This window comes from Pseudomonas sp. UBA5666 (assembly GCF_002420785.1).
GTDB lineage: Bacteria > Pseudomonadota > Gammaproteobacteria > Pseudomonadales > Pseudomonadaceae > Aquipseudomonas > Aquipseudomonas fulva.
This window is the reverse complement of the sequence record NZ_DIIQ01000008.1, coordinates 105,041-123,735: the sequence shown is the minus strand read 5'-3', so window position 1 is coordinate 123,735 and position 18,695 is coordinate 105,041. Positions and strand designations below refer to the sequence as shown.

General features: G+C 63.3%; 19 protein-coding genes and 2 pseudogenes. 20 read left to right on the top strand and 1 reads right to left on the bottom strand.

The genetic code is table 11. The features are described 5' to 3' along the window. The first annotated feature begins 2 nt into the window (after nucleotides 1-2). The 7 genes from B2Y33_RS05850 (at nucleotide 3) to phaZ (ending at nucleotide 7,970) form a co-directional block, all read left to right on the top strand. Complete coding sequence (locus tag B2Y33_RS05850; protein WP_027914040.1) at nucleotides 3-1,007, top strand: aspartate carbamoyltransferase catalytic subunit; 1,005 nt, start codon at nucleotides 3-5, stop codon at nucleotides 1,005-1,007. Then, nucleotides 1,004-2,275: a dihydroorotase gene (locus tag B2Y33_RS05845; protein ID WP_027914041.1), complete on the top strand. Its 1,272-nt coding sequence runs from the start codon at nucleotides 1,004-1,006 to the stop codon at nucleotides 2,273-2,275. The genes B2Y33_RS05850 and B2Y33_RS05845 overlap by 4 nt, the downstream gene beginning before the upstream one ends. Nucleotides 2,276-2,697: 422 nt before the next feature. Next, nucleotides 2,698-3,228: an ATP-dependent protease subunit HslV gene (gene hslV, locus B2Y33_RS05840; protein ID WP_023533032.1), complete on the top strand. Its 531-nt coding sequence runs from the start codon at nucleotides 2,698-2,700 to the stop codon at nucleotides 3,226-3,228. Nucleotides 3,229-3,303: 75 nt separating this feature from the next. Next, complete coding sequence (gene hslU / locus B2Y33_RS05835) at nucleotides 3,304-4,647, top strand: ATP-dependent protease ATPase subunit HslU (RefSeq protein ID WP_023533050.1); 1,344 nt, start codon at nucleotides 3,304-3,306, stop codon at nucleotides 4,645-4,647. A 134-nt stretch (nucleotides 4,648-4,781) separates the two neighbouring features. After that, a complete protein-coding gene (locus B2Y33_RS05830; RefSeq protein WP_023532890.1) occupies nucleotides 4,782-5,159 on the top strand; it encodes a gamma-butyrobetaine hydroxylase-like domain-containing protein in 378 nt (125 codons plus the stop codon). Between the two features lie 259 nt (nucleotides 5,160-5,418). Beyond that, nucleotides 5,419-7,095 (top strand): class II poly(R)-hydroxyalkanoic acid synthase, encoded by a 1,677-nt coding sequence (gene phaC, locus B2Y33_RS05825; RefSeq protein WP_027914042.1) that lies wholly within the window; start codon nucleotides 5,419-5,421, stop codon nucleotides 7,093-7,095. 62 nt (nucleotides 7,096-7,157) lie between these two features. Further along, on the top strand, nucleotides 7,158-7,970 hold the full coding sequence (phaZ, locus tag B2Y33_RS05820; protein ID WP_042139516.1) for a poly(3-hydroxyalkanoate) depolymerase: 813 nt from the start codon (nucleotides 7,158-7,160) through the stop codon (nucleotides 7,968-7,970). Nucleotides 7,971-8,024: 54 nt separating this feature from the next. Here the strand turns inward: phaZ and B2Y33_RS05815 are convergent, their stop codons facing one another. Next, complete coding sequence (locus B2Y33_RS05815) at nucleotides 8,025-8,300, bottom strand: polyhydroxyalkanoic acid system family protein (protein WP_023533042.1); 276 nt, start codon at nucleotides 8,298-8,300, stop codon at nucleotides 8,025-8,027. Nucleotides 8,301-8,424: 124 nt separating this feature from the next. On the opposite strand from B2Y33_RS05815, the gene ubiE reads away from it, so the two are divergent. From ubiE to B2Y33_RS23165, 13 genes and pseudogenes are all read left to right on the top strand, one after another. Next, nucleotides 8,425-9,195, top strand: a complete 771-nt coding sequence (ubiE, locus tag B2Y33_RS05810; RefSeq protein ID WP_027914043.1) for a bifunctional demethylmenaquinone methyltransferase/2-methoxy-6-polyprenyl-1,4-benzoquinol methylase UbiE — start codon at nucleotides 8,425-8,427, stop codon at nucleotides 9,193-9,195. Further along, nucleotides 9,195-9,818 carry a ubiquinone biosynthesis accessory factor UbiJ gene (locus tag B2Y33_RS05805; protein WP_027914044.1) on the top strand — a complete coding sequence of 208 codons (624 nt, stop codon included), beginning with the start codon at nucleotides 9,195-9,197 and terminating at the stop codon, nucleotides 9,816-9,818. Before ubiE ends, B2Y33_RS05805 begins: the two co-directional genes overlap by 1 nt. Further along, nucleotides 9,815-11,431 (top strand): ubiquinone biosynthesis regulatory protein kinase UbiB, encoded by a 1,617-nt coding sequence (gene ubiB, locus B2Y33_RS05800; protein ID WP_027914045.1) that lies wholly within the window; start codon nucleotides 9,815-9,817, stop codon nucleotides 11,429-11,431. The genes B2Y33_RS05805 and ubiB overlap by 4 nt, the downstream gene beginning before the upstream one ends. A 72-nt stretch (nucleotides 11,432-11,503) precedes the next feature. Continuing rightward, nucleotides 11,504-11,896, top strand: coding sequence for a phosphoribosyl-AMP cyclohydrolase (gene hisI, locus B2Y33_RS05795; protein WP_023533064.1), 393 nt, complete (start codon nucleotides 11,504-11,506; stop codon nucleotides 11,894-11,896). A 1-nt stretch (nucleotide 11,897) separates the two neighbouring features. Continuing rightward, nucleotides 11,898-12,233, top strand: a complete 336-nt coding sequence (locus tag B2Y33_RS05790; RefSeq protein WP_023532983.1) for a phosphoribosyl-ATP diphosphatase — start codon at nucleotides 11,898-11,900, stop codon at nucleotides 12,231-12,233. 54 nt (nucleotides 12,234-12,287) lie between these two features. Then, a complete protein-coding gene (locus tag B2Y33_RS05785; RefSeq protein WP_027914046.1) occupies nucleotides 12,288-12,569 on the top strand; it encodes a twin-arginine translocase TatA/TatE family subunit in 282 nt (93 codons plus the stop codon). Nucleotides 12,570-12,572: 3 nt separating this feature from the next. Beyond that, on the top strand, nucleotides 12,573-12,950 hold the full coding sequence (gene tatB, locus B2Y33_RS05780) for a Sec-independent protein translocase protein TatB (protein ID WP_027914047.1): 378 nt from the start codon (nucleotides 12,573-12,575) through the stop codon (nucleotides 12,948-12,950). Continuing rightward, a complete protein-coding gene (tatC, locus tag B2Y33_RS05775) occupies nucleotides 12,947-13,732 on the top strand; it encodes a twin-arginine translocase subunit TatC (RefSeq protein WP_027914048.1) in 786 nt (261 codons plus the stop codon). Before tatB ends, tatC begins: the two co-directional genes overlap by 4 nt. Then, the gene (locus tag B2Y33_RS05770; protein WP_206405205.1) at nucleotides 13,729-14,436 is read left to right on the top strand and encodes a 16S rRNA (uracil(1498)-N(3))-methyltransferase; all 708 of its coding nucleotides are present in this window, start codon (nucleotides 13,729-13,731) and stop codon (nucleotides 14,434-14,436) included. The genes tatC and B2Y33_RS05770 overlap by 4 nt, the downstream gene beginning before the upstream one ends. Nucleotides 14,437-14,533: 97 nt before the next feature. Then, nucleotides 14,534-15,595 (top strand): annotated as a pseudogene (locus B2Y33_RS23180) (methyl-accepting chemotaxis protein); the annotation flags it as partial. Next, nucleotides 15,578-16,450, top strand: coding sequence for a methyl-accepting chemotaxis protein (locus B2Y33_RS23175; protein WP_371920202.1), 873 nt, complete (start codon nucleotides 15,578-15,580; stop codon nucleotides 16,448-16,450). The pseudogene B2Y33_RS23180 and the gene B2Y33_RS23175, both read left to right, overlap by 18 nt. A 199-nt stretch (nucleotides 16,451-16,649) precedes the next feature. Beyond that, a pseudogene (locus tag B2Y33_RS23170) lies at nucleotides 16,650-17,747 on the top strand (methyl-accepting chemotaxis protein); the annotation flags it as partial. A 9-nt stretch (nucleotides 17,748-17,756) separates the two neighbouring features. Beyond that, complete coding sequence (locus B2Y33_RS23165) at nucleotides 17,757-18,650, top strand: methyl-accepting chemotaxis protein (protein ID WP_371923610.1); 894 nt, start codon at nucleotides 17,757-17,759, stop codon at nucleotides 18,648-18,650. Nucleotides 18,651-18,695: the final 45 nt, after the last annotated feature.

Here is an 18,695-nt window from a genome sequence, read left to right as displayed (position 1 = left end):
CGATGACGCCAATCGACGCCAAGCGCCCGCTGCAGCTCAATGATCAGGGCCAGCTGCGCCATTTCCTTTCGCTTGACGGTTTGCCCCGCGAACTGCTGACCGAAATTCTCGACACTGCCGATTCCTTCCTGGAAGTCGGCGCCCGCGCCGTGAAGAAAGTGCCGCTGCTGCGTGGCAAGACGGTGTGCAACGTCTTCTTCGAGAACTCGACCCGAACCCGGACCACGTTCGAGCTGGCCGCCCAGCGCCTGTCGGCCGACGTGATCAGCCTGAACGTGTCGACCTCCTCGACCAGCAAGGGCGAGACGCTGTTCGATACCTTGCGCAACCTTGAAGCCATGGCGGCCGACATGTTCGTGGTGCGCCACTCGGATTCGGGCGCGGCGCACTTCATTGCCGAGCACGTGTGCCCGGAGGTTGCCGTGATCAACGGCGGTGATGGCCGCCATGCGCACCCGACCCAGGGCATGCTCGACATGCTCACCATTCGCCGTCACAAGGGCGGCTTCGAGAACCTATCGGTTGCCATCGTCGGCGATATCCTTCATTCGCGCGTGGCGCGTTCGGACATGCTGGCGCTCAAGGCGCTGGGTTGCCCGGACATTCGCGTGATCGGCCCCAAAACCCTGATCCCCGTCGGCATCGAGCAGTATGGCGTGAAGGTGTACACCGACCTGGCAGAAGGCCTCAAGGATGTCGACGTGGTGATCATGCTGCGCCTGCAACGTGAGCGCATGACCGGTGGCCTGCTGCCCAGCGAAGGCGAGTTCTACCGTCTGTTCGGCCTGACCACCGCCCGCCTGGCAGGCGCCAAGCCGGACGCCATCGTCATGCATCCCGGCCCGATCAACCGTGGGGTGGAAATCGAATCGGCCGTGGCCGATGGCAAGCATTCGGTGATCCTGAACCAGGTTACCTACGGGATCGCCGTGCGCATGGCCGTGTTGTCCATGGCCATGAGCGGGCAAAACGTACAACGTCAACTCGACCAGGAGATCGCCCAGTGAGCATCAGCATTCTTGGCGCCCGGGTCATCGACCCTCAAAGCGGCCTTGACCAGGTCACCGACCTGCACCTGGAGGGTGGCCGCATTGCCGCCATGGGCGCCGCGCCCGCTGGCTTTGCTGCCAGCCGCACCCTTCAGGCCGATGGCCTGGTCGTCGCCCCTGGCCTGGTGGACCTGGGCGTGTCACTGCGCGAGCCCGGCTACAGCCGCAAAGGCACCATCGCCAGCGAGACCCGCGCGGCCGTGGCCGGCGGCGTGACCAGCCTGTGCTGCCCGCCGCAGACCCGCCCGGCCCTGGACACCTCGGCAGTGGCCGAGCTGATCCTGGACCGCGCCCGCGAGGCGGGCAACAGCAAGGTCTACCCGATTGGTGCGCTGACCAAGGGCCTGGAGGGGGAGCAGCTGGCCGAACTGGTAGGCCTGCGCGACACCGGCTGCGTCGCTTTTGGCAATGGCCTTAAGGAAATACCCAACAACCGCACTTTGGCCCGTGCGCTGGAATACGCCGCCACGTTCGACCTGACGGTGGTGTTCCACTCCCAGGACCGCGACCTGGCCCAGGGCGGCCTTGCCCACGAAGGGGCCATGGCCAGCTTCCTGGGTTTGCCCGGCATCCCTGAAACTGCCGAAACCGTGGCCTTGGCGCGCAACCTGCTGCTGGTGGAGCAGACAGGTGTTCGCGCTCACTTCACCCAGATCACCAGCGCCCGTGGCGCCAGGTTGATCGCCCAGGCGCAAAGCCTTGGCCTGCCGGTGACTGCCGATGTCGCGTTGTACCAGCTGATCCTGACCGACGAATCGCTGCGTGAATTTTCCAGCCTGTACCACGTGCAACCGCCACTGCGTAGCGCTGCCGACCGCGATGGCCTGCGCGAGGCGGTGAAAACCGGCGTGATCCAGGCGATCGCCAGCCATCACCAGCCTCATGAGCGCGATGCCAAGCTGGCCCCGTTCGGCGCCACGGAGCCGGGTATCAGCAGCGTGGAAGTGTTGCTGCCATTGGCCATGACGCTGGTACAGGATGGCTTGCTCGACCTGCCCACGTTGCTGGCGCGCCTGACCTGCGGTCCTGCTGGAGCGATGCGGCTGCCGGCTGGCCAGTTGCAGGTGGGGGCAGCGGCTGACCTGGTGGTATTCGATCCACAGGCCTCGACCGTGGCGGGTGAGCATTGGTACTCCCGTGGCGACAACTGCCCGTTCATCGGGCACTGCCTGCCGGGTGCTGTGCGCTATACGTTGGTCGATGGGCGCGTCTGTCACGAGGCGTGAGCCAGGGGCCGGCCGATCAATGAGTTGTGTAGCGGTTTAGGGTTCAGCTTTACAGCTTGTAGCGTTGGGGCCGCGCAGCGGCCCACGCGGCCGGTCCGGCGCCCCGGCAAAGCCACCACAGGGATGGCGGTGCAGTCCGTATCTGAGAGGCGTACTCATTGCGGTGTGGGGGGCGGCCTCGTGCCGCGATGGACCGTTGCGCGGCCCCAACCTACGGGTTGCGAAGCCAGGATCCTGGGATGCCGCTTATCGCATCGAGGTGTTTCGCCATACGGTGTTTCGCCATACCTGGCACAAAAACCTCGTCACCCATTCTGAACCCCACTCCTCGAACCGTTCATCCCCCGCGGTTGAAATCCCGTCCTGCACCCCCATATGAGTTTGCAACAGGCATTTTCGCCCCGCTGCGTGGAGACTCTCCCTTGACCACCATCGTTTCAGTCCGCCGCAATGGCAAAGTCGTCATGGGCGGCGACGGCCAGGTATCCCTCGGCAACACCGTGATGAAAGGTAACGCCAAGAAAGTGCGTCGCCTGTACCACGGTCAGGTCATCGCGGGCTTTGCCGGCGCCACTGCCGATGCCTTCACCCTGTTCGAACGCTTCGAAGGCCAACTGGAGAAACACCAGGGCCACCTGATCCGCGCGGCCGTGGAACTGGCCAAGGAATGGCGTACCGACCGCTCCCTGAGCCGCCTCGAAGCCATGCTGGCGGTGGCCAACAAGGATGCCTCGCTGATCATCACCGGCAACGGTGACGTGGTCGAGCCCGAAGACGGCCTGATCGCCATGGGTTCCGGCGGCGCCTACGCCCAGGCCGCAGCCCGTGCACTGCTGAACAAGACCGACCTCTCGGCCCGCGAAATCGCCGAGACCGCGCTGAACATCGCCGGTGACATCTGCGTGTTCACCAACCACAACCTGACCATCGAGGAGCAGGACCTGGCCGAGTGATCAGCTGCTTTGGCGCCCCGTCTCGGTGACGGGGCTTTTCCACGCTGAATCATTCGTACGAGGACCCTATTGATCATGTCCATGACCCCCCGCGAGATCGTCCACGAGCTCAACCGTCACATCATCGGCCAGGACGACGCCAAGCGCGCCGTGGCCATCGCCCTGCGCAACCGCTGGCGCCGTATGCAGCTCCCTGCCGAGCTGCGCGCCGAAGTGACGCCCAAGAACATCCTGATGATCGGCCCCACCGGCGTGGGCAAGACCGAGATCGCCCGGCGCCTGGCCAAGCTGGCCAATGCCCCGTTTCTCAAGGTCGAAGCCACCAAGTTCACTGAAGTGGGCTATGTGGGCCGCGATGTGGAATCCATCATCCGCGACCTGGCCGACGCTGCTCTGAAGATGCTGCGTGAGCAGGAAATCATCCGTGTGCGCCACCGCGCCGAGGATGCCGCCGAAGAGCGCATCCTCGACGCCCTGCTGCCACCGGCACGGGCCAGCAGCTTCAGCGAGGAAGCCGCCCAGACCAGTTCCGATTCCAATACCCGCCAGCTGTTCCGCAAGCGCCTGCGCGAAGGCCAGCTGGACGACAAGGAAATCGAAATCGAGGTGGCCGATGCCGTGGGCGTCGAAATCGCCGCCCCCCCTGGCATGGAAGAAATGACCAACCAGTTGCAGAGCCTGTTCGCCAATATGGGCAAGGGCAAACGCAAGTCGCGCAAGCTGAAGGTTCGCGAAGCGCTGAAAATGGTGCGCGACGAAGAAGCCGGTCGCCTGGTCAATGAAGAAGAGCTCAAGGCCAAGGCGCTGGAAGCGGTCGAACAGCACGGCATCGTGTTCATCGATGAGATCGACAAGGTCGCCAAGCGCGGCAATGTCGGCGGCGCCGATGTCTCCCGTGAGGGTGTACAGCGCGACCTGCTGCCGCTAATCGAAGGCTGCACGGTCAACACCAAGCTGGGCATGGTCAAGACCGACCACATCCTGTTCATCGCCTCGGGCGCGTTCCACTTGAGCAAGCCGAGCGACCTGGTGCCTGAGCTGCAAGGTCGTCTGCCGATCCGCGTGGAACTCAAGGCCCTGACCCCGGAAGACTTCCAGCGCATCCTGCGCGAGCCGCATGCCTCGCTGACCGAACAGTACCAGGCACTGCTCAAGACCGAAGGGCTGAACATCGAGTTCGTCGAGGATGGCATCAAGCGTTTGGCCGAAATCGCCTACCAGGTCAACGAGAAAACCGAGAACATCGGTGCCCGTCGCCTGCACACCTTGCTTGAGCGCCTGCTCGAAGAGGTGTCGTTCAGCGCCGGCGACCTGGCCAGTGCCCATGACGAAGCGCCGATCCAGATCGACGCAGCCTATGTGAACAGCCACCTGGGCGAGCTGGCCCAGAACGAAGACCTGTCCCGCTACATCCTGTAACGGGCCCGCGCCAGGCTGCAAGCGCCCCGTGCGACGCTTGCAGCCTGGCGAAACAGGTTTTTTGCTCAAGAAGCTGGCGAGCATTTCGTGCAGCGGGTAGCGTGCGGTGTGTAACTCAAACAGAGATCACGCCCATGGCTCGCATGCCTACCGCCATCAACCTGCACAAAGCCTCCAAGACCCTGCGCCTCACCTATGGGCCCGATGAGGTCTACCACCTGCCCGCCGAATTCCTGCGCGTGCACTCCCCCTCGGCCGAAGTCCAGGGGCACGGCAACCCCATCCTGCAGTTTGGCAAGGTCAACGTCGGCCTCGTCGGGCTGGAACCGGCTGGGCAATACGCCCTGAAACTCACCTTCGACGATGGCCATGACAGTGGTCTGTTCACCTGGGAATACCTGGAACAGTTGTGTCTGCGTCAGGACGTCTTGTGGGCCGAATACCTTGAGGCACTGCACAAGGCCGGCAAGACGCGAGACCCTTCGGAATCCGTGGTCAAGCTGATGCTTTAACTGTTCTCCTGGCAAACGCCTTCGCCCGCCATGCCGACCCAACTGACAGTGATAAGGAACATACGACAGCGCCAGGTTGCTTCGCGCCTGAAACTCGGGTAACCAGTAGAGGTGGCCATTTACCAGCATGGCGCGGCAGGCGCCTGATCGCCCGTAGCAGTGCAGGACGTGGTCACGGATTACCCGAGTAGCGGTATCGGGGACACGTCGGTGCACCCCTCGGCAGCCGGTACTCGTCTCAGACAACGGAGCGTCGCGGATGAGTAACAAAAACAATGAAGATCAGCAGCAGGCCCCGCAACGCGCCGCGGGCCTGAACCCGATGGTCGGCGTTCAACGCAAGGACCTGTTGGGCACGGCCCAGACCGTGCTGCGTCAGGCCGTACGCCAGCCCTTGCACAGTGCCAAGCACGCGCTTGCCTTCGGGCTCGAACTGAAGAATGTGGTGCTGGGCAAATCGAGCCTCGCCCCTGCCAGCGATGACCGCCGCTTCAGCGACCCGACCTGGTCACAGAACCCGCTTTACCGACGCTACCTGCAAGGCTACCTGGCATGGCGTAACGAACTCCAGGCGTGGATCAGCAGCAGTGACCTGCCCCCTGAGGACATCAGCCGTGGGCAGTTCGTCATCCAGCTCATGACCGAAGCATTGGCGCCTACCAACAACCTGTCCAATCCTGCCGCACTCAAGCGTTTCTTCGAGACCGGCGGCAAAAGCGTGCTTGATGGCCTGTCGAACCTGGCCAGGGATGTGGTCCACAACGGCGGCATGCCCCGCCAGGTGAACATGGATGCTTTCGAGGTGGGCAAGGACCTGGGCAGCAGTCGCGGCGCGGTCGTGTACCGTAACGAGGTGCTGGAATTGATCCAGTACAGCCCCCTCACCGAGCAGGTGCATGAACGGCCATTACTGGTGGTGCCCCCACAGATCAACAAGTTCTACATCTTTGATCTGTGCCCGCAAAAAAGCCTGATGCGCTTCTGCCTGGACGCCCGCCAACAGACCTTCATGGTCAGCTGGCGCAACCCGACCAGGGCGCAGCGCGATTGGGACTTGTCCACCTATGTGCGAGCACTGGGCGAGGCAGTGGACGCCGTGCTGAGCATCACCGGCAGTGCGACCCTGAACATGCTCGGTGCATGCTCAGGGGGCATCACCTGCACCGCGCTGCTGGGCCACCTTGCGGCGCGCCATGAAACCAAGGTCAATGCCTTGACCTTGCTGGTCAGCGTGCTGGACGCCACGCTCGACAACGCGCTGGCGTTGTTCGTCGACGACCAGGCGCTGGATGCGGCCAAGCGTCAATCCCAGCAGGCGGGGGTGCTCGAGGGCAGCGATCTGGCCCGGCTGTTTGCCTGGATGCGTCCCAACGACCTGATCTGGAACTACTGGGTCAACAATTACCTGCTCGGCAACGAGCCGCCAGCGTTCGACATCCTGTACTGGAACAACGACACCACGCGCTTGCCCGCCGCATTCCATGCCGACCTGATCGAGATGTACAGGGGCAATCCGCTCACCCGTCCCGGTGGCATCACCGTTTGCGGTACCGCCATCGACCTCAAGCAGGTCAAGTGCGATCTCTTCAGCGTGGCGGGCAATGCCGACCATATTACGCCCTGGCAGGCTTGCTACCGCTCGGCGCGACTGTTCGGCGGCAAGGTCGAGTTCGTGCTCTCCAACAGCGGGCACATCCAGAGCATCATCAACCCGCCAGGCAACCCGAAGGCGCGCTTTCAGGCCGGCGGTGGCCAGCATGACGATCCGCTGGCGTGGCAAGAGGACGCCGTCAGGCATGTCGATTCATGGTGGCTGCACTGGCAGGGCTGGCTGGTCGAGCGGGCCGGGGCATTGATCGAGGCGCCGGGCCACCTGGGGTGCCCCAGTCATCCTGCAGCCGAGTCTGCGCCAGGCCGCTACGTGCACCAGCGTTGAACCCCTGCGCCGTGGCCACCTGCGCGGTGCCAAGGCGTTTACCTGCTCCAGGAGCCATGCGCATGCCGTCACCCTACGTGTTCAAAACGGTCGAGCTCGATGGCCTGTCCATCCGTACCGTCGTGCGGCCAGGTCAGTCGACCCTGGCGCCCTTGCTGATCTTCAACGGCATCGGGGCCAACTTCGAGCTGATATTTCCGTTCATCGAGGCACTGGACCCCGACCTGCAGGTCATCGCCTTCGATGCCCCGGGTGTGGGCGGTTCATCCACGCCGCAGCGGCCCTATCGGTTTTCAGGGCTTGCCCGGCTCGCCGCTCGGCTGCTCGACGCGCTAAATTACGGCCAGGTCAACGTCATCGGTGTGTCGTGGGGAGGTGGGCTGGCTCAGCAATTCGCCCATGACTACCCGCAGCGCTGCCGAAAACTCATCCTGGCCGCCACGGCGGCAGGGGCGGTGATGGTGCCTGGCAAGCCCAAGGTGCTGTGGAGCATGGCCAGCCCCCGCCGGTACGTAGACCCGGCGCATGTCATGCGCATCGCACCGCTGGTGTATGGCGGCGGGTTTCGCCGGGATCCGCACCTGGCGCTAAAGCACGCGGCCACGGCACGCTCGGCTGGCAAGCTGGGTTATTACTGGCAACTGTTCGCAGCAGTTGGCTGGACCAGCATCCACTGGCTGCACAAGCTCCGCCAGCCCACCCTGGTGCTGGCCGGGGATGACGATCCGTTGATTCCGCTGGTGAACATGCGTCTGCTGGCCTGGCGTATTCCCAACGCGCAGCTGCACATCATCGATGATGGTCATCTGTTTCTGATCACCCGGCCGCACGCCATCGCGCCGGTCATCATGAAATTTCTTGCCGAGCCCACCTGAAACGCCCCGTTCGCCATCACCCGGCGAACCGGGCCGAATGGCCGGTGTCCAGATTCAGGCAAGCGCCTTGTCCAGCGCCCGTTCGATTTCGCCCTTGATGGTGCCGCTCATCATCGACATCATCATGCCGAGCTTGAGATCGACACGGATGCTGTCCTGGCCGATGTGCACGCTGCCGTTCGCACCGCTGCGTGCCACATCGACGCGGTCGCCATCCCATGAGGCCTTGAGGTCATACTCGCGGCTGAGGCGATCCACCAGCGCCTGGGCCTTGGCACGGGCGGCGTCGCGCCCAAGGGTGTGTTTGCGTTCGACGCTGATCTGGGTCATGCGGGTGTTCCTGAACATGTAGACATAATCGACATTATGCCCGCCCCCGCCTGGCGGTACACCCCGCCAAGACAAATCCGCTCGTTCGCCCTAGAATGGCGTCAATTAATTTCGGTGAAGCGATATGAACGACCAGCGCAAAGGCGACCACGCCGAACCCACGACCCATTTTGGCTACCAGGACGTGCCTGAGAGCCAGAAGGCGCGCAAAGTCGCCGAAGTGTTCCACTCGGTGGCGGCCAAATACGACCTGATGAACGACGTGCTGTCCGGCGGCATGCACCGCCTGTGGAAGCGCTTCACCATCGAGCTGTCGGGCGTTCGCAGCGGCAACCGTGTGCTCGACATCGCCGGCGGCACGGGCGACCTGGCAGCCAAGTTCGCGCGCCTGGTGGGCCCGACCGGGCACGTGGTGCTGGCCGACATCAACGAGTCCATGCTCAAGGTCGGCCGCGACCGCCTGCTGGACCGTGGCGTGGCCGGCAACATCGAGTTCGTCCAGGCCGACGCTGAGAAGCTGCCGTTTCCGGACAACCATTTCGATTGCGTGACCATCGCCTTCGGCCTGCGCAACGTCACCCACAAGGAAGACGCCATTCGTTCCATGCTGCGCGTGCTCAAGCCGGGCGGCCGCCTGCTGGTGCTGGAGTTCTCCAAGCCGACCAACAAGCTGATGTCCAAGGCCTACGACGCCTATTCGTTCGCCTTCATGCCCCTGGCCGGCAAGCTCATCACCAACGACTCCGAGAGCTACCGCTACCTGGCCGAATCGATCCGCATGCACCCTGACCAGGAAACCCTCAAGGCCATGATGGTGCAAGCCGGGTTCGACCGGGTGACCTACCACAACATGACCAGCGGCATCGTGGCCGTGCACCGGGGGATCAAGCCCTGATGCTCATGGCCGGTCTGCTCGCCAGCGCCGAACATGGCCTGAACCGCGTCCTGCGCATGGACAGCACGGCATTGCCAAGGCTGGCGGCGCTGGAAGGCAAGGTCATCGAGATCGACTGCCGCCAACCGGCCATGCAGGTCTTCATCCTGCCCGACGAACAGGGCCTGATGCTGGCCAGTGCCTGGGAAGGCGAGGTCGACTGTCGGCTGCGTGCACCGGCAGCGAGCCTGGCGCACCTGGCGTTGTCGCGGGACAAGACAGCAGTCCTGCACAGCCCACAGGTGCAATTGCATGGCGACACCGCGGCCCTGCTCGATCTGTTCGGCATTCTCCAGGACCTCGAGCTGGACTGGGAGCATGAGCTGCAGAAGTGGCTGGGCCCGGTGCCCACGTCCCTGATCGCAGGGCACATTCGCCTGCGCACCCGCTGGACCCGCCAAGGCCTGGCGCGCTTGAGCCAGAGCCTGTCCGAGTACCTGGCGGAAGAATCGCGTACGCTGGTAGGCAAGCGCGAAGCCGAGGCCGCCTTCAGCGAACTCGATGCCATGAAGGTCGATACAGAACGCCTCGAGGCGCGCATCCTGCGCCTTTCCCGATCCCTTGATTCCAGCGATAACGCATGAAGCTGCTCGCCTTCCGCCGCCTTTTCCGCATCCAGCGCGTCGTCATCCGCTACCGGCTCGATGACCTGCTGTTCGACTACCCTCTGCCCTGGTGGTTGATGAGCCTGCGCCTGCTGTTGCCGTGGCGCTGGCTGCCGCGTCGGGCCTCCGAGCTGAGCCGCGGTGCGCGGTTGCGCATGGCGCTGCAGGACCTGGGGCCTATCTTCATCAAGTTCGGCCAGCTGCTGTCTACCCGGCGCGACTTGCTGCCCACCGATATTGCCGACGAACTGATGCTGCTGCAGGACCGCGTACCGCCGTTCGATCCGCAGAAGGCCGTGGCGCTGATCGAAGCCCAGCTTGGGGCCAAGGTGAGTGAGGTGTTCAGCCGCTTCGACGTGGAGCCCCTGGCCTCCGCATCGGTGGCGCAAGTGCACGCTGCACGCCTGAAAAGCGGTGAAGAAGTGGTGGTCAAGGTGGTCCGACCGGGGCTCAAGCCGATCATCGCTGCCGACATCGCCTGGCTGTTCCTGATCGCCAAGGGCGCCGAACGCATCTCTGCCGATGCACGCCGCCTGCACCCGGTGGACGTTGTCGGCGATTACGAAAAAACCATCTACGACGAACTCGACCTGCTTCGCGAGGCGGCCAATGCCAGCCAGCTGCGGCGCAATTTCGAGGATTCCGAGCTGATGTACGTGCCCCAGGTCTACTGGGACTGGTGCCGGCCGAAAGTGCTGGTGATGGAGCGTATCTATGGCGTACCGGTGACCGACATGGCCACCCTCGCCGATCAGCGCACCGACATGAAGATGCTGGCCGAACGCGGCGTCGAAGTGTTCTTCATGCAGGTGTTTCGCGACAGCTTCTTCCACGCCGACATGCACCCGGGCAACATCTTCGTGAGCACGGTCAAGCCGTGGAGCCCCAAATACATTGCCATCGACTGCGGCATCGTCGGCAGCCTTACCGATGAAGACCAGGATTACCTCGCGCGCAACCTGATTGCCTTCTTCAAGCGCGACTATCGCCGCGTCGCCCAGCTGCACATCGACTCGGGCTGGGTGCCGGCCAATACCAAGGTCAATGAGTTCGAAGCGGCCATTCGCACCGTGTGCGAGCCGATCTTCGAAAAACCCCTCAAGGACATTTCCTTCGGCCAGGTGCTGATGCGCCTGTTCCAGACCGCGCGCCGCTTCAACATGGAAGTGCAACCTCAACTGGTGCTGCTGCAGAAGACCCTGCTCAACATCGAAGGCCTGGGGCGTCAGCTGTACCCCGAGCTGGACCTGTGGAGCACGGCCAAGCCTTATCTTGAGCGCTGGATGCGTCAGCGCATGAGCCCCAAGGCGTTGCTGGGCAACCTGCACAGCCAGGCTGAGCAGTTGCCTCACCTGGCCAACATGACCCGGGACTTGCTCGAACGCCTGTCGCAACCGCACCTGCACGACCCCAAGATGCCCGAGCGCCGACATGGCGATCATTGGGCCCTGCGCCTGCTCGGTGCCGGCTTGCTGGGCGGGGGCGTGATCCTGGGCGGTGTCGCCCTGCAGGCCGGTAGCCTGGCGGCAGCCACTGCGTGGCCGGCCTGGTTGATGCTGGCCGCAGGCCTTTACCTGATCGTGCGCCAATAGCCAGCCGCGCCCGTGGCTGGCACACTAGCGCAAAAGGCCCGCGACGCAGACGGGCCCGTTTTGGAGTCGACGATGAAAGACTGGCTGGACGAGATCAAGTGGAACAGCGATGGCCTGGTGCCTGCCATCGCCCAGGACCACAAGACCGGACGCGTGCTGATGATGGCGTGGATGAACCGTGAAGCACTGGCGTTGACCGCTGCTGAGCAACGCGCCATCTATTGGTCGCGCTCGCGTGGCAAACTGTGGCGCAAGGGCGAGGAGTCGGGCCATGTGCAAAAGCTTCACGAAATGCGCCTGGACTGCGACGCCGACGTGATCATCCTCATGGTCGAACAGGTGGGCCACATTGCCTGCCATACCGGCCGGGAAAGCTGCTTCTACCGCGTCTATTCGAATGGCCAATGGGCCACCGTCGACCCGGTTCTGAAAGACCCGCACGCCATCTACGACGCAGGACACTGACATGAGCGACACCCTCAACCGGCTGGCCGCCGTGCTCGAAGAACGCAAGCAGGCAGCGCCGGACAGCTCCTATGTGGCCAGTCTGTACCACAAGGGCCTCAACAAGATTCTGGAAAAGCTCGGCGAAGAGTCGGTCGAAACCATCATTGCCGCCAAGGATGCTGCGCTTAGCAAGGACTGCAGCGACGTCATCTATGAGACGGCCGACCTGTGGTTTCACAGCCTGGTGATGCTCAGCGCCCTGGGTCAGCACCCGCAGGCCGTGCTCGATGAACTCGACCGGCGCTTCGGGTTGTCGGGCCATGACGAAAAAGCCGCCCGCCAGCCTTCGGCCTGATGTATGTTCAGGGCTGACGCCCGGTGACCTTCACACAATTTTCGGGAGTACGAAATGGGTATCTTTGACTGGAAACACTGGATCGTCCTGCTGGTCGTGGTCGTGCTGGTGTTCGGCACCAAGAAGCTGAAGAACCTGGGCAGCGACCTGGGCGAATCGATCAAGGGCTTTCGCAAGGCCATGAACGAAGAGGAAACCAAGCCAGCTGAACCTACCCCTCCTCCGGCCCAGCCCGTACCCCCTGTGCAACCGGTGCACACCACCGCCCAAGCCAGCCAGGGCCACACCATCGAAGGCCAGGCCCAACCGGTCCAAGAGCCGCAGCGGAAAGACTGACTTATGTTCGGCATCAGTTTCAGCGAGCTGCTGCTCGTCGGCCTCGTCGCCCTGCTGGTGCTCGGCCCCGAGCGCCTGCCGGGCGCCGCCCGCACGGCAGGCTTGTGGATCGGTCGGCTCAAACGCAGCTTCAACAGCATCAAGATGGAAGTCGAGCGTGAAATCGGCGCCGATGACATCCGCCGCCAGCTGCACAACGAGCACATCATGCACATGGAAGAGCAGGCCAAGCGCATCCTCAACCCCAATGCGCCGCCTGCCCAGCCTCCGGTGACCACGGCAACCGTGCAGCCGCCTGCCGGCCTGCCAGCCACATCAGCCGAAACCGATGCCACTGCGCACCCTACTCCCGTACCGCCCGAGCCGCCGCGAGCCCCATGAGCGAGAATCCGGAACACGACCAGCCCATGCCGCTGGTTTCGCACTTGACCGAACTGCGCACCCGCTTGCTGCGTTGCGTTGCCGTCATCTTCCTGATCTTTGCCGGGCTGTTTTCCTTCGCCCAGCAGATCTACACCCTGGTCTCGGCGCCGCTGCGTGATCATCTGCCCGCCAATGCGACCATGATTGCCACCGACGTGGCCTCGCCCTTCCTGACGCCGTTCAAGCTGACCATGATCGTTTCGCTGTTCCTGGCGATCCCCTTCATTCTGCAGCAGATCTGGGGTTTCATCGCGCCGGGCCTGTACCGCCATGAAAAGCGCATCGCCATACCGCTGCTGATGTCGAGCATCGTGCTGTTCTACGCCGGCATGGCCTTTGCCTATTTCCTGGTCTTCCCGTTGATCTTCGGCTTCTTCGCCAGCGCAACGCCCGAGGGCGTCTCGATGATGACCGACATCGCCAGCTACCTGGACTTCGTGATGACGCTGTTCTTCGCCTTCGGCGTGGCCTTCGAGATTCCGGTGGCCGTGGTGCTGTTGGTCTGGATTGGCGTGGTCGATGTGAAGTACCTGAAGAAGATCCGCCCCTACGTGATCATTGGCTGCTTCGTGGTCGGCATGGTGCTGACGCCTCCGGACATCTTCTCCCAGACCCTGTTGGCCGTCCCCATGTGGCTGCTGTTCGAGGTCGGCGTGCTGTGCGGCAGCCTGATTCGCAAGCGTGGCAGCGACGAACAGCCTGCCGATGATCAAGACCAACCACCCGCGACGCAGTCGTGAACCTGCTGCTGCTGGAGGAGGCCGATTTCATCGCGGCCGACCGCGTCGTATTGGCTGATCGGCGCTTCGTCCATATGCAGGATGTACACGGGGTCGCCGTCGGCGACACCCTGCGCGTAGGCCGCATCAACGGCCTGATGGGCCTGGCGACGGTGCAGCGCCTGGAGCGTCATGAAGCCGAGCTTCACGTCAGCTTCGACCAGGCGCCACCGGCCAAGCTGCCGTTGACTCTGGTGCTGGCGGTGCCACGGCCCAAGATGCTGCGCAGGCTGTTCCAGACCGTCGCCACCCTTGGGGTGCCTCGCCTGATCCTGCTCAACAGCTACAAGGTGGAAAAGAGCTTCTGGCAGACCCCCTTCCTTCAGCGCGACGTCATCCGTGAAAACCTGATATTGGGGCTGGAGCAGGCACGTGACACGGTGCTGCCGGAAGTCATCATCGAAAAACGCTTCAAGCCGTTCGTCGAGGACCGTCTGCCCGCCATCGCTGAAGGCACCCTTGGACTGGTCGGTCACCCAGGTGATTATCCTGCCTGCCCTCGCGCTGTAGAACAGCCAGTCACCCTGGCCATTGGTCCGGAAGGCGGGTGGATCCCCTACGAGGTCGATCTGCTGGGCAAGGCGGGTTTGGCCCCAGTGCAGCTCGGTGCGCGCATCCTGCGTGTGGAAACGGCCGTCACGGCCTTGCTCTCACGCATATTCTGACGAACTGGTCAGCTTTCCCCCATCAAGTTTCCGCTTCCCTGGCCGATGGCATTGGCAACAACAACGAATCGTGCTGCCAAGCCGCCAGGGAGTTTCTATGAATCGATGGTTAGCCCAGCTTTTGGGCAACGTGAGTGTAACCCGCAAACTGGCGCTGGGCTTTGGCCTGGTACTGCTGCTGACGCTGATCATCACCCTGACCGGTTGGCACGGCATGAACAGCATCACAGCCAGAGGTGACAAGCTGGGCAACATCTCGGTCATTCAGCAGTACGCCCAGGAGCTGCGCATTGCACGTCAGCATTATGAGCGCCAGCGCGACGACGCCTCGATCGGTGAGATGGAAAAGGCGCTTGGCACTCTGGATCGTCAGGTTCAGCTGATGCTCGGCCAGATCGACGAACCCGCCGATCACCAGCGACTCGAACAGCAGCGCGATGCAGTAGCGGCCTACCAGCAGGCCTTCGCGCAGCTCAAGCAGGCGAATGTGCGACGCGAGGCCAGCCGCGGCGTGCTGGGGGACAGCGCGGACAAGGCAGTCGAACTGGTAGGACGCGTTCAGCAGCGCCTGCTTCAAGCGGGCGATATCACCCAGTACCAATATGCCGTCACCGTCAACAGCCTGCTCCAGCAAGCGCGATTCCAGGTGCGTGGTTACACCTACAGCGGTAATGCCGATTATCAGCAGACCGCACTCAAGGCCATCGACCAGGCGCTGGACGAGTTGCGAGGGCTGCCCGCCAAGCTGCCTGCCGAATTCGCCGCCGGCCTGACCGAGGCCAGTACCGCCATGGGCGGCTACCGCGACGCCGTGATGCAGTTCGGCGAAGCGCAGAGCGCCAGCGCCCAGGCGTTGCAGCAAATGGCCGATCAAGGCGTGACCTTGATGCAGACCAGCCAGGCCATGACCACATCGCAGACCCAGGTGCGTGACACCGCCGCTGCCCAGGCAAAAGCGTTGCTGGGGTTGGCCACTGGCCTGGCCGTCTTGCTGGGCCTGCTGGCGGCCTGGGTGATCACCCGTCAGATCATCCTGCCGCTGCGCGAGGCGCTGCGTGGAGCTGAACGGGTGGCCAACGGCGACCTCACCCTGCATGAACCTTCGTTGCGTAGAGACGAGCTTGGCCAGTTGCAGGCCAGCATGCAGCGCATGACCCAAGGCCTGCGCGAGCTGATTGGCGGCATCGGTGATGGTGTAACCCAGATTGCCAGTGCCGCCGAAGAGCTCTCGGCGGTGACCGAGCAGACCAGCGCAGGCGTTACCAACCAGAAAGTCGAGACAGACCAGGTTGCCACGGCGATGAACCAGATGACAGCGACCGTTCACGACGTGGCACGCAACGCCGAGCAGGCCTCGGAAGCAGCCGTCATGGCCGACCAGCAGGCCCGTGAGGGCGATCGTGTGGTCAGCGAAGCGGTAGCGCAGATTGAGCGGCTGGCCAGCGAGGTGGCCAACTCCAGCGAGGCCATGAGCCAGCTCAAGGGTGAAAGCGACAAGATCGGCAGCGTACTGGATGTGATCAAGTCGGTGGCCCAGCAGACCAACCTGCTGGCGCTCAACGCGGCGATCGAAGCGGCCCGTGCAGGCGAAGCCGGGCGCGGGTTTGCAGTGGTGGCTGACGAGGTGCGCAGCCTGGCACAACGCACACAGCAATCCACCGAGGAGATCGAGGAGCTGATCGCCGGTTTGCAAAGCGGCACACAGCGCGCAGCGAGCGTGATGGACAGCAGCCGGCAACTCACCGACAGCACCGTCGAACTGACCCGCCGTGCAGGTAGTTCGCTGGAAAACATCACCCGCACCGTCTCCTCCATCCAGGCGATGAACCAGCAGATCGCCACGGCAGCCGAGGAGCAGACGGCGGTGGCCGAAGAGATCAACCGCAGCGTGATCAACGTACGGGACATTTCCGACCAGACCTCGGCGGCCAGCGAACAGACTGCCAGCTCCAGTGTGGAGCTGGCACGCCTAGGCACTCATTTGCAGGGTTTGGTGAGGCGTTTCAAGCTCTGACGGGCAGGCCTGTCGACACGGCCAATGACAGTGCCGGTCAATCGGCGCATTCAGACTGAGGCTGCCACGCAGCCTCTTTGAAAGACGTGCGGTTGCGCTCGAAAGGCTTATGTAACCGTAAAAGATCTGACCATATGGTCCGAATTTTCCTACGCGGGTTTCAGGTCAAGTCCTACAGGTCCTCCGCCGATGGGCAGGGATGGCTTGCACGCATTGCGCGTGCTCTTCATTCCTTCCACTTGCACGGAGAATCCCCATGCTCGGTTACCTCAACCGCAAGCTCGGCAACATCAGCGTCGCCGCCAAGTTGGCCCTCGGTTTCGCCGTGGTCCTGCTGCTCACGCTGGTCACCACGATCAGTGGCTGGCGCGCCCTGGACGGCGCCATCGTTCGTTCGCAGCAACTGAGTGAAATTGGCGAAATCAATGACCTGACCAAGGACCTGCGCGCTGAGCGCATCACGTACCGTGTGCTCGACGATGAGCAGAGCAAAACGCGGATCGGCCGCATCCTCGAGCAATTGAGCAACATGCTGACTACGCTGCAGCAGCGCAGCAATGTCGAAGAGTCACGGCAGATGCTGACCGAAAAACTGGGTTTGCTGCAGCAATTGCGCGATGACTTCGCCGAACTGCAGCGCACTGCCAACAGCCGCACCACCTTGCGCCAGGCGCTGCTCGTTCAGGGGCAGAAACTCAGCACGGCCATCGATGAACTTGAAACCCAGGCCCTGTTGAAGATGCCTGCCGATGGGCAGCAGACCAACGTGCTGGGCATGATGGACACACTGAGCCGGCATGTGGAGAGCGCCAACCAGCAAAGCCTGGTACCGGTCTACACCCTCTCCCCTGTCGAAGACTTCGCCAAAGTCGGTGAAAGCGCCTTGGAGGCCGCAAGTACCAGCCTGGCTCAACTGGTCAAGGGCCTGGCGCCTCTCGGGCTGCCGCGCACGGTGATCGAGCAACCAGGCACCGAATTGGCCCGATACCGCGCGACCCTGGACCAGTACCGCCAGGTCGCCGTCAAGGCCGAGCAACTGCAAAACACGATGGAGCGCCGCGGCGACGAGTTGCGCTCGGTGAGCCTGGAGCTTGGCAAGCGCAAAGTCGAACAACGCGACAGGGAAGCACTGGCCGCCCGCTCGCTGTTGACCACCGTGGCGCTGCTGGCGCTAGTGGTCGGTGTGATCGCCGGGTGGCTGATCACATTGCAGATCACCCAACCGCTGCGCCAGACCCTGGATGTGGCGGCACGTATCGCCAAAGGGGACCTGAGCCAGGTCGAACCGGTGCAGCGCCGCGACGAGATGGGCAAGCTCCAGGCCAGCATGCGTGAGATGACGATAAGTTTGCGCGAACTGATCGGCGGCATCGACCACGGTGTCGGGCAACTCTCGCAAGCCGCGTCGCAACTGGCCTCCAGCAGCGAAGACACCAAGGTGCGCATCAGCCAGCAGCGAGAAGAAACCGACCAGGTTGCCACTGCCATGAACCAGATGAGCGCCACGGTCCAGGAGGTGGCGCAGAACGCAGAGCAGGCATCGATGGCCGCCACCAATGCCGACCAACAGGCGCAGGTGGGCGATCAGGTGGTGACCGAAGCGATTGGCCGCATTGAACAGTTGTCCGGGCAGATGGACCATTGCCTGGCAGCCATGCAGCATCTGGCCGGCGAGAGTCAGCGCATCGGCAGTATTCTGGACGTGATCAAGTCGGTCTCCGAACAGACCAACCTGCTGGCACTCAACGCCGCGATCGAGGCGGCGCGGGCGGGTGAAGCCGGGCGGGGCTTCGCGGTAGTGGCCGATGAAGTGCGCGGCCTGGCCCAGCGCACCTCCACCGCCACCGAAGAAATCGGTCAACTGATCGACAGCCTGCACAACGGCACCGACGAAGTCACGCGCTTGCTGGACAGCAGCAAGAACCTCACAGAGCAAAGCGTGGAGTTAAGCCGCAGGGCAGGCGATGCGCTGAGCCAGATCACAGGGACGGTCTCGAGCATCCAAGGCATGAACCAGCAGATTGCCACGGCCAGCGAACAGCAGAGCGTGGTGGCCGAACAGATCAATCGCAGCGTGCTGAATGTGCGTGATGCGTCCGATCAGACCAGTGCAGCCAGCGAACAGACTGCAGCATCGAGTGGTGAGCTGGAGCAGTTGGGGCAGCAACTGCGGGGGATGGTAAGGCGGTTCAACATCTGAGCGCTTGGTTTGGGAGCCCTGTAGCGCACAATCCGAAGGCTACCC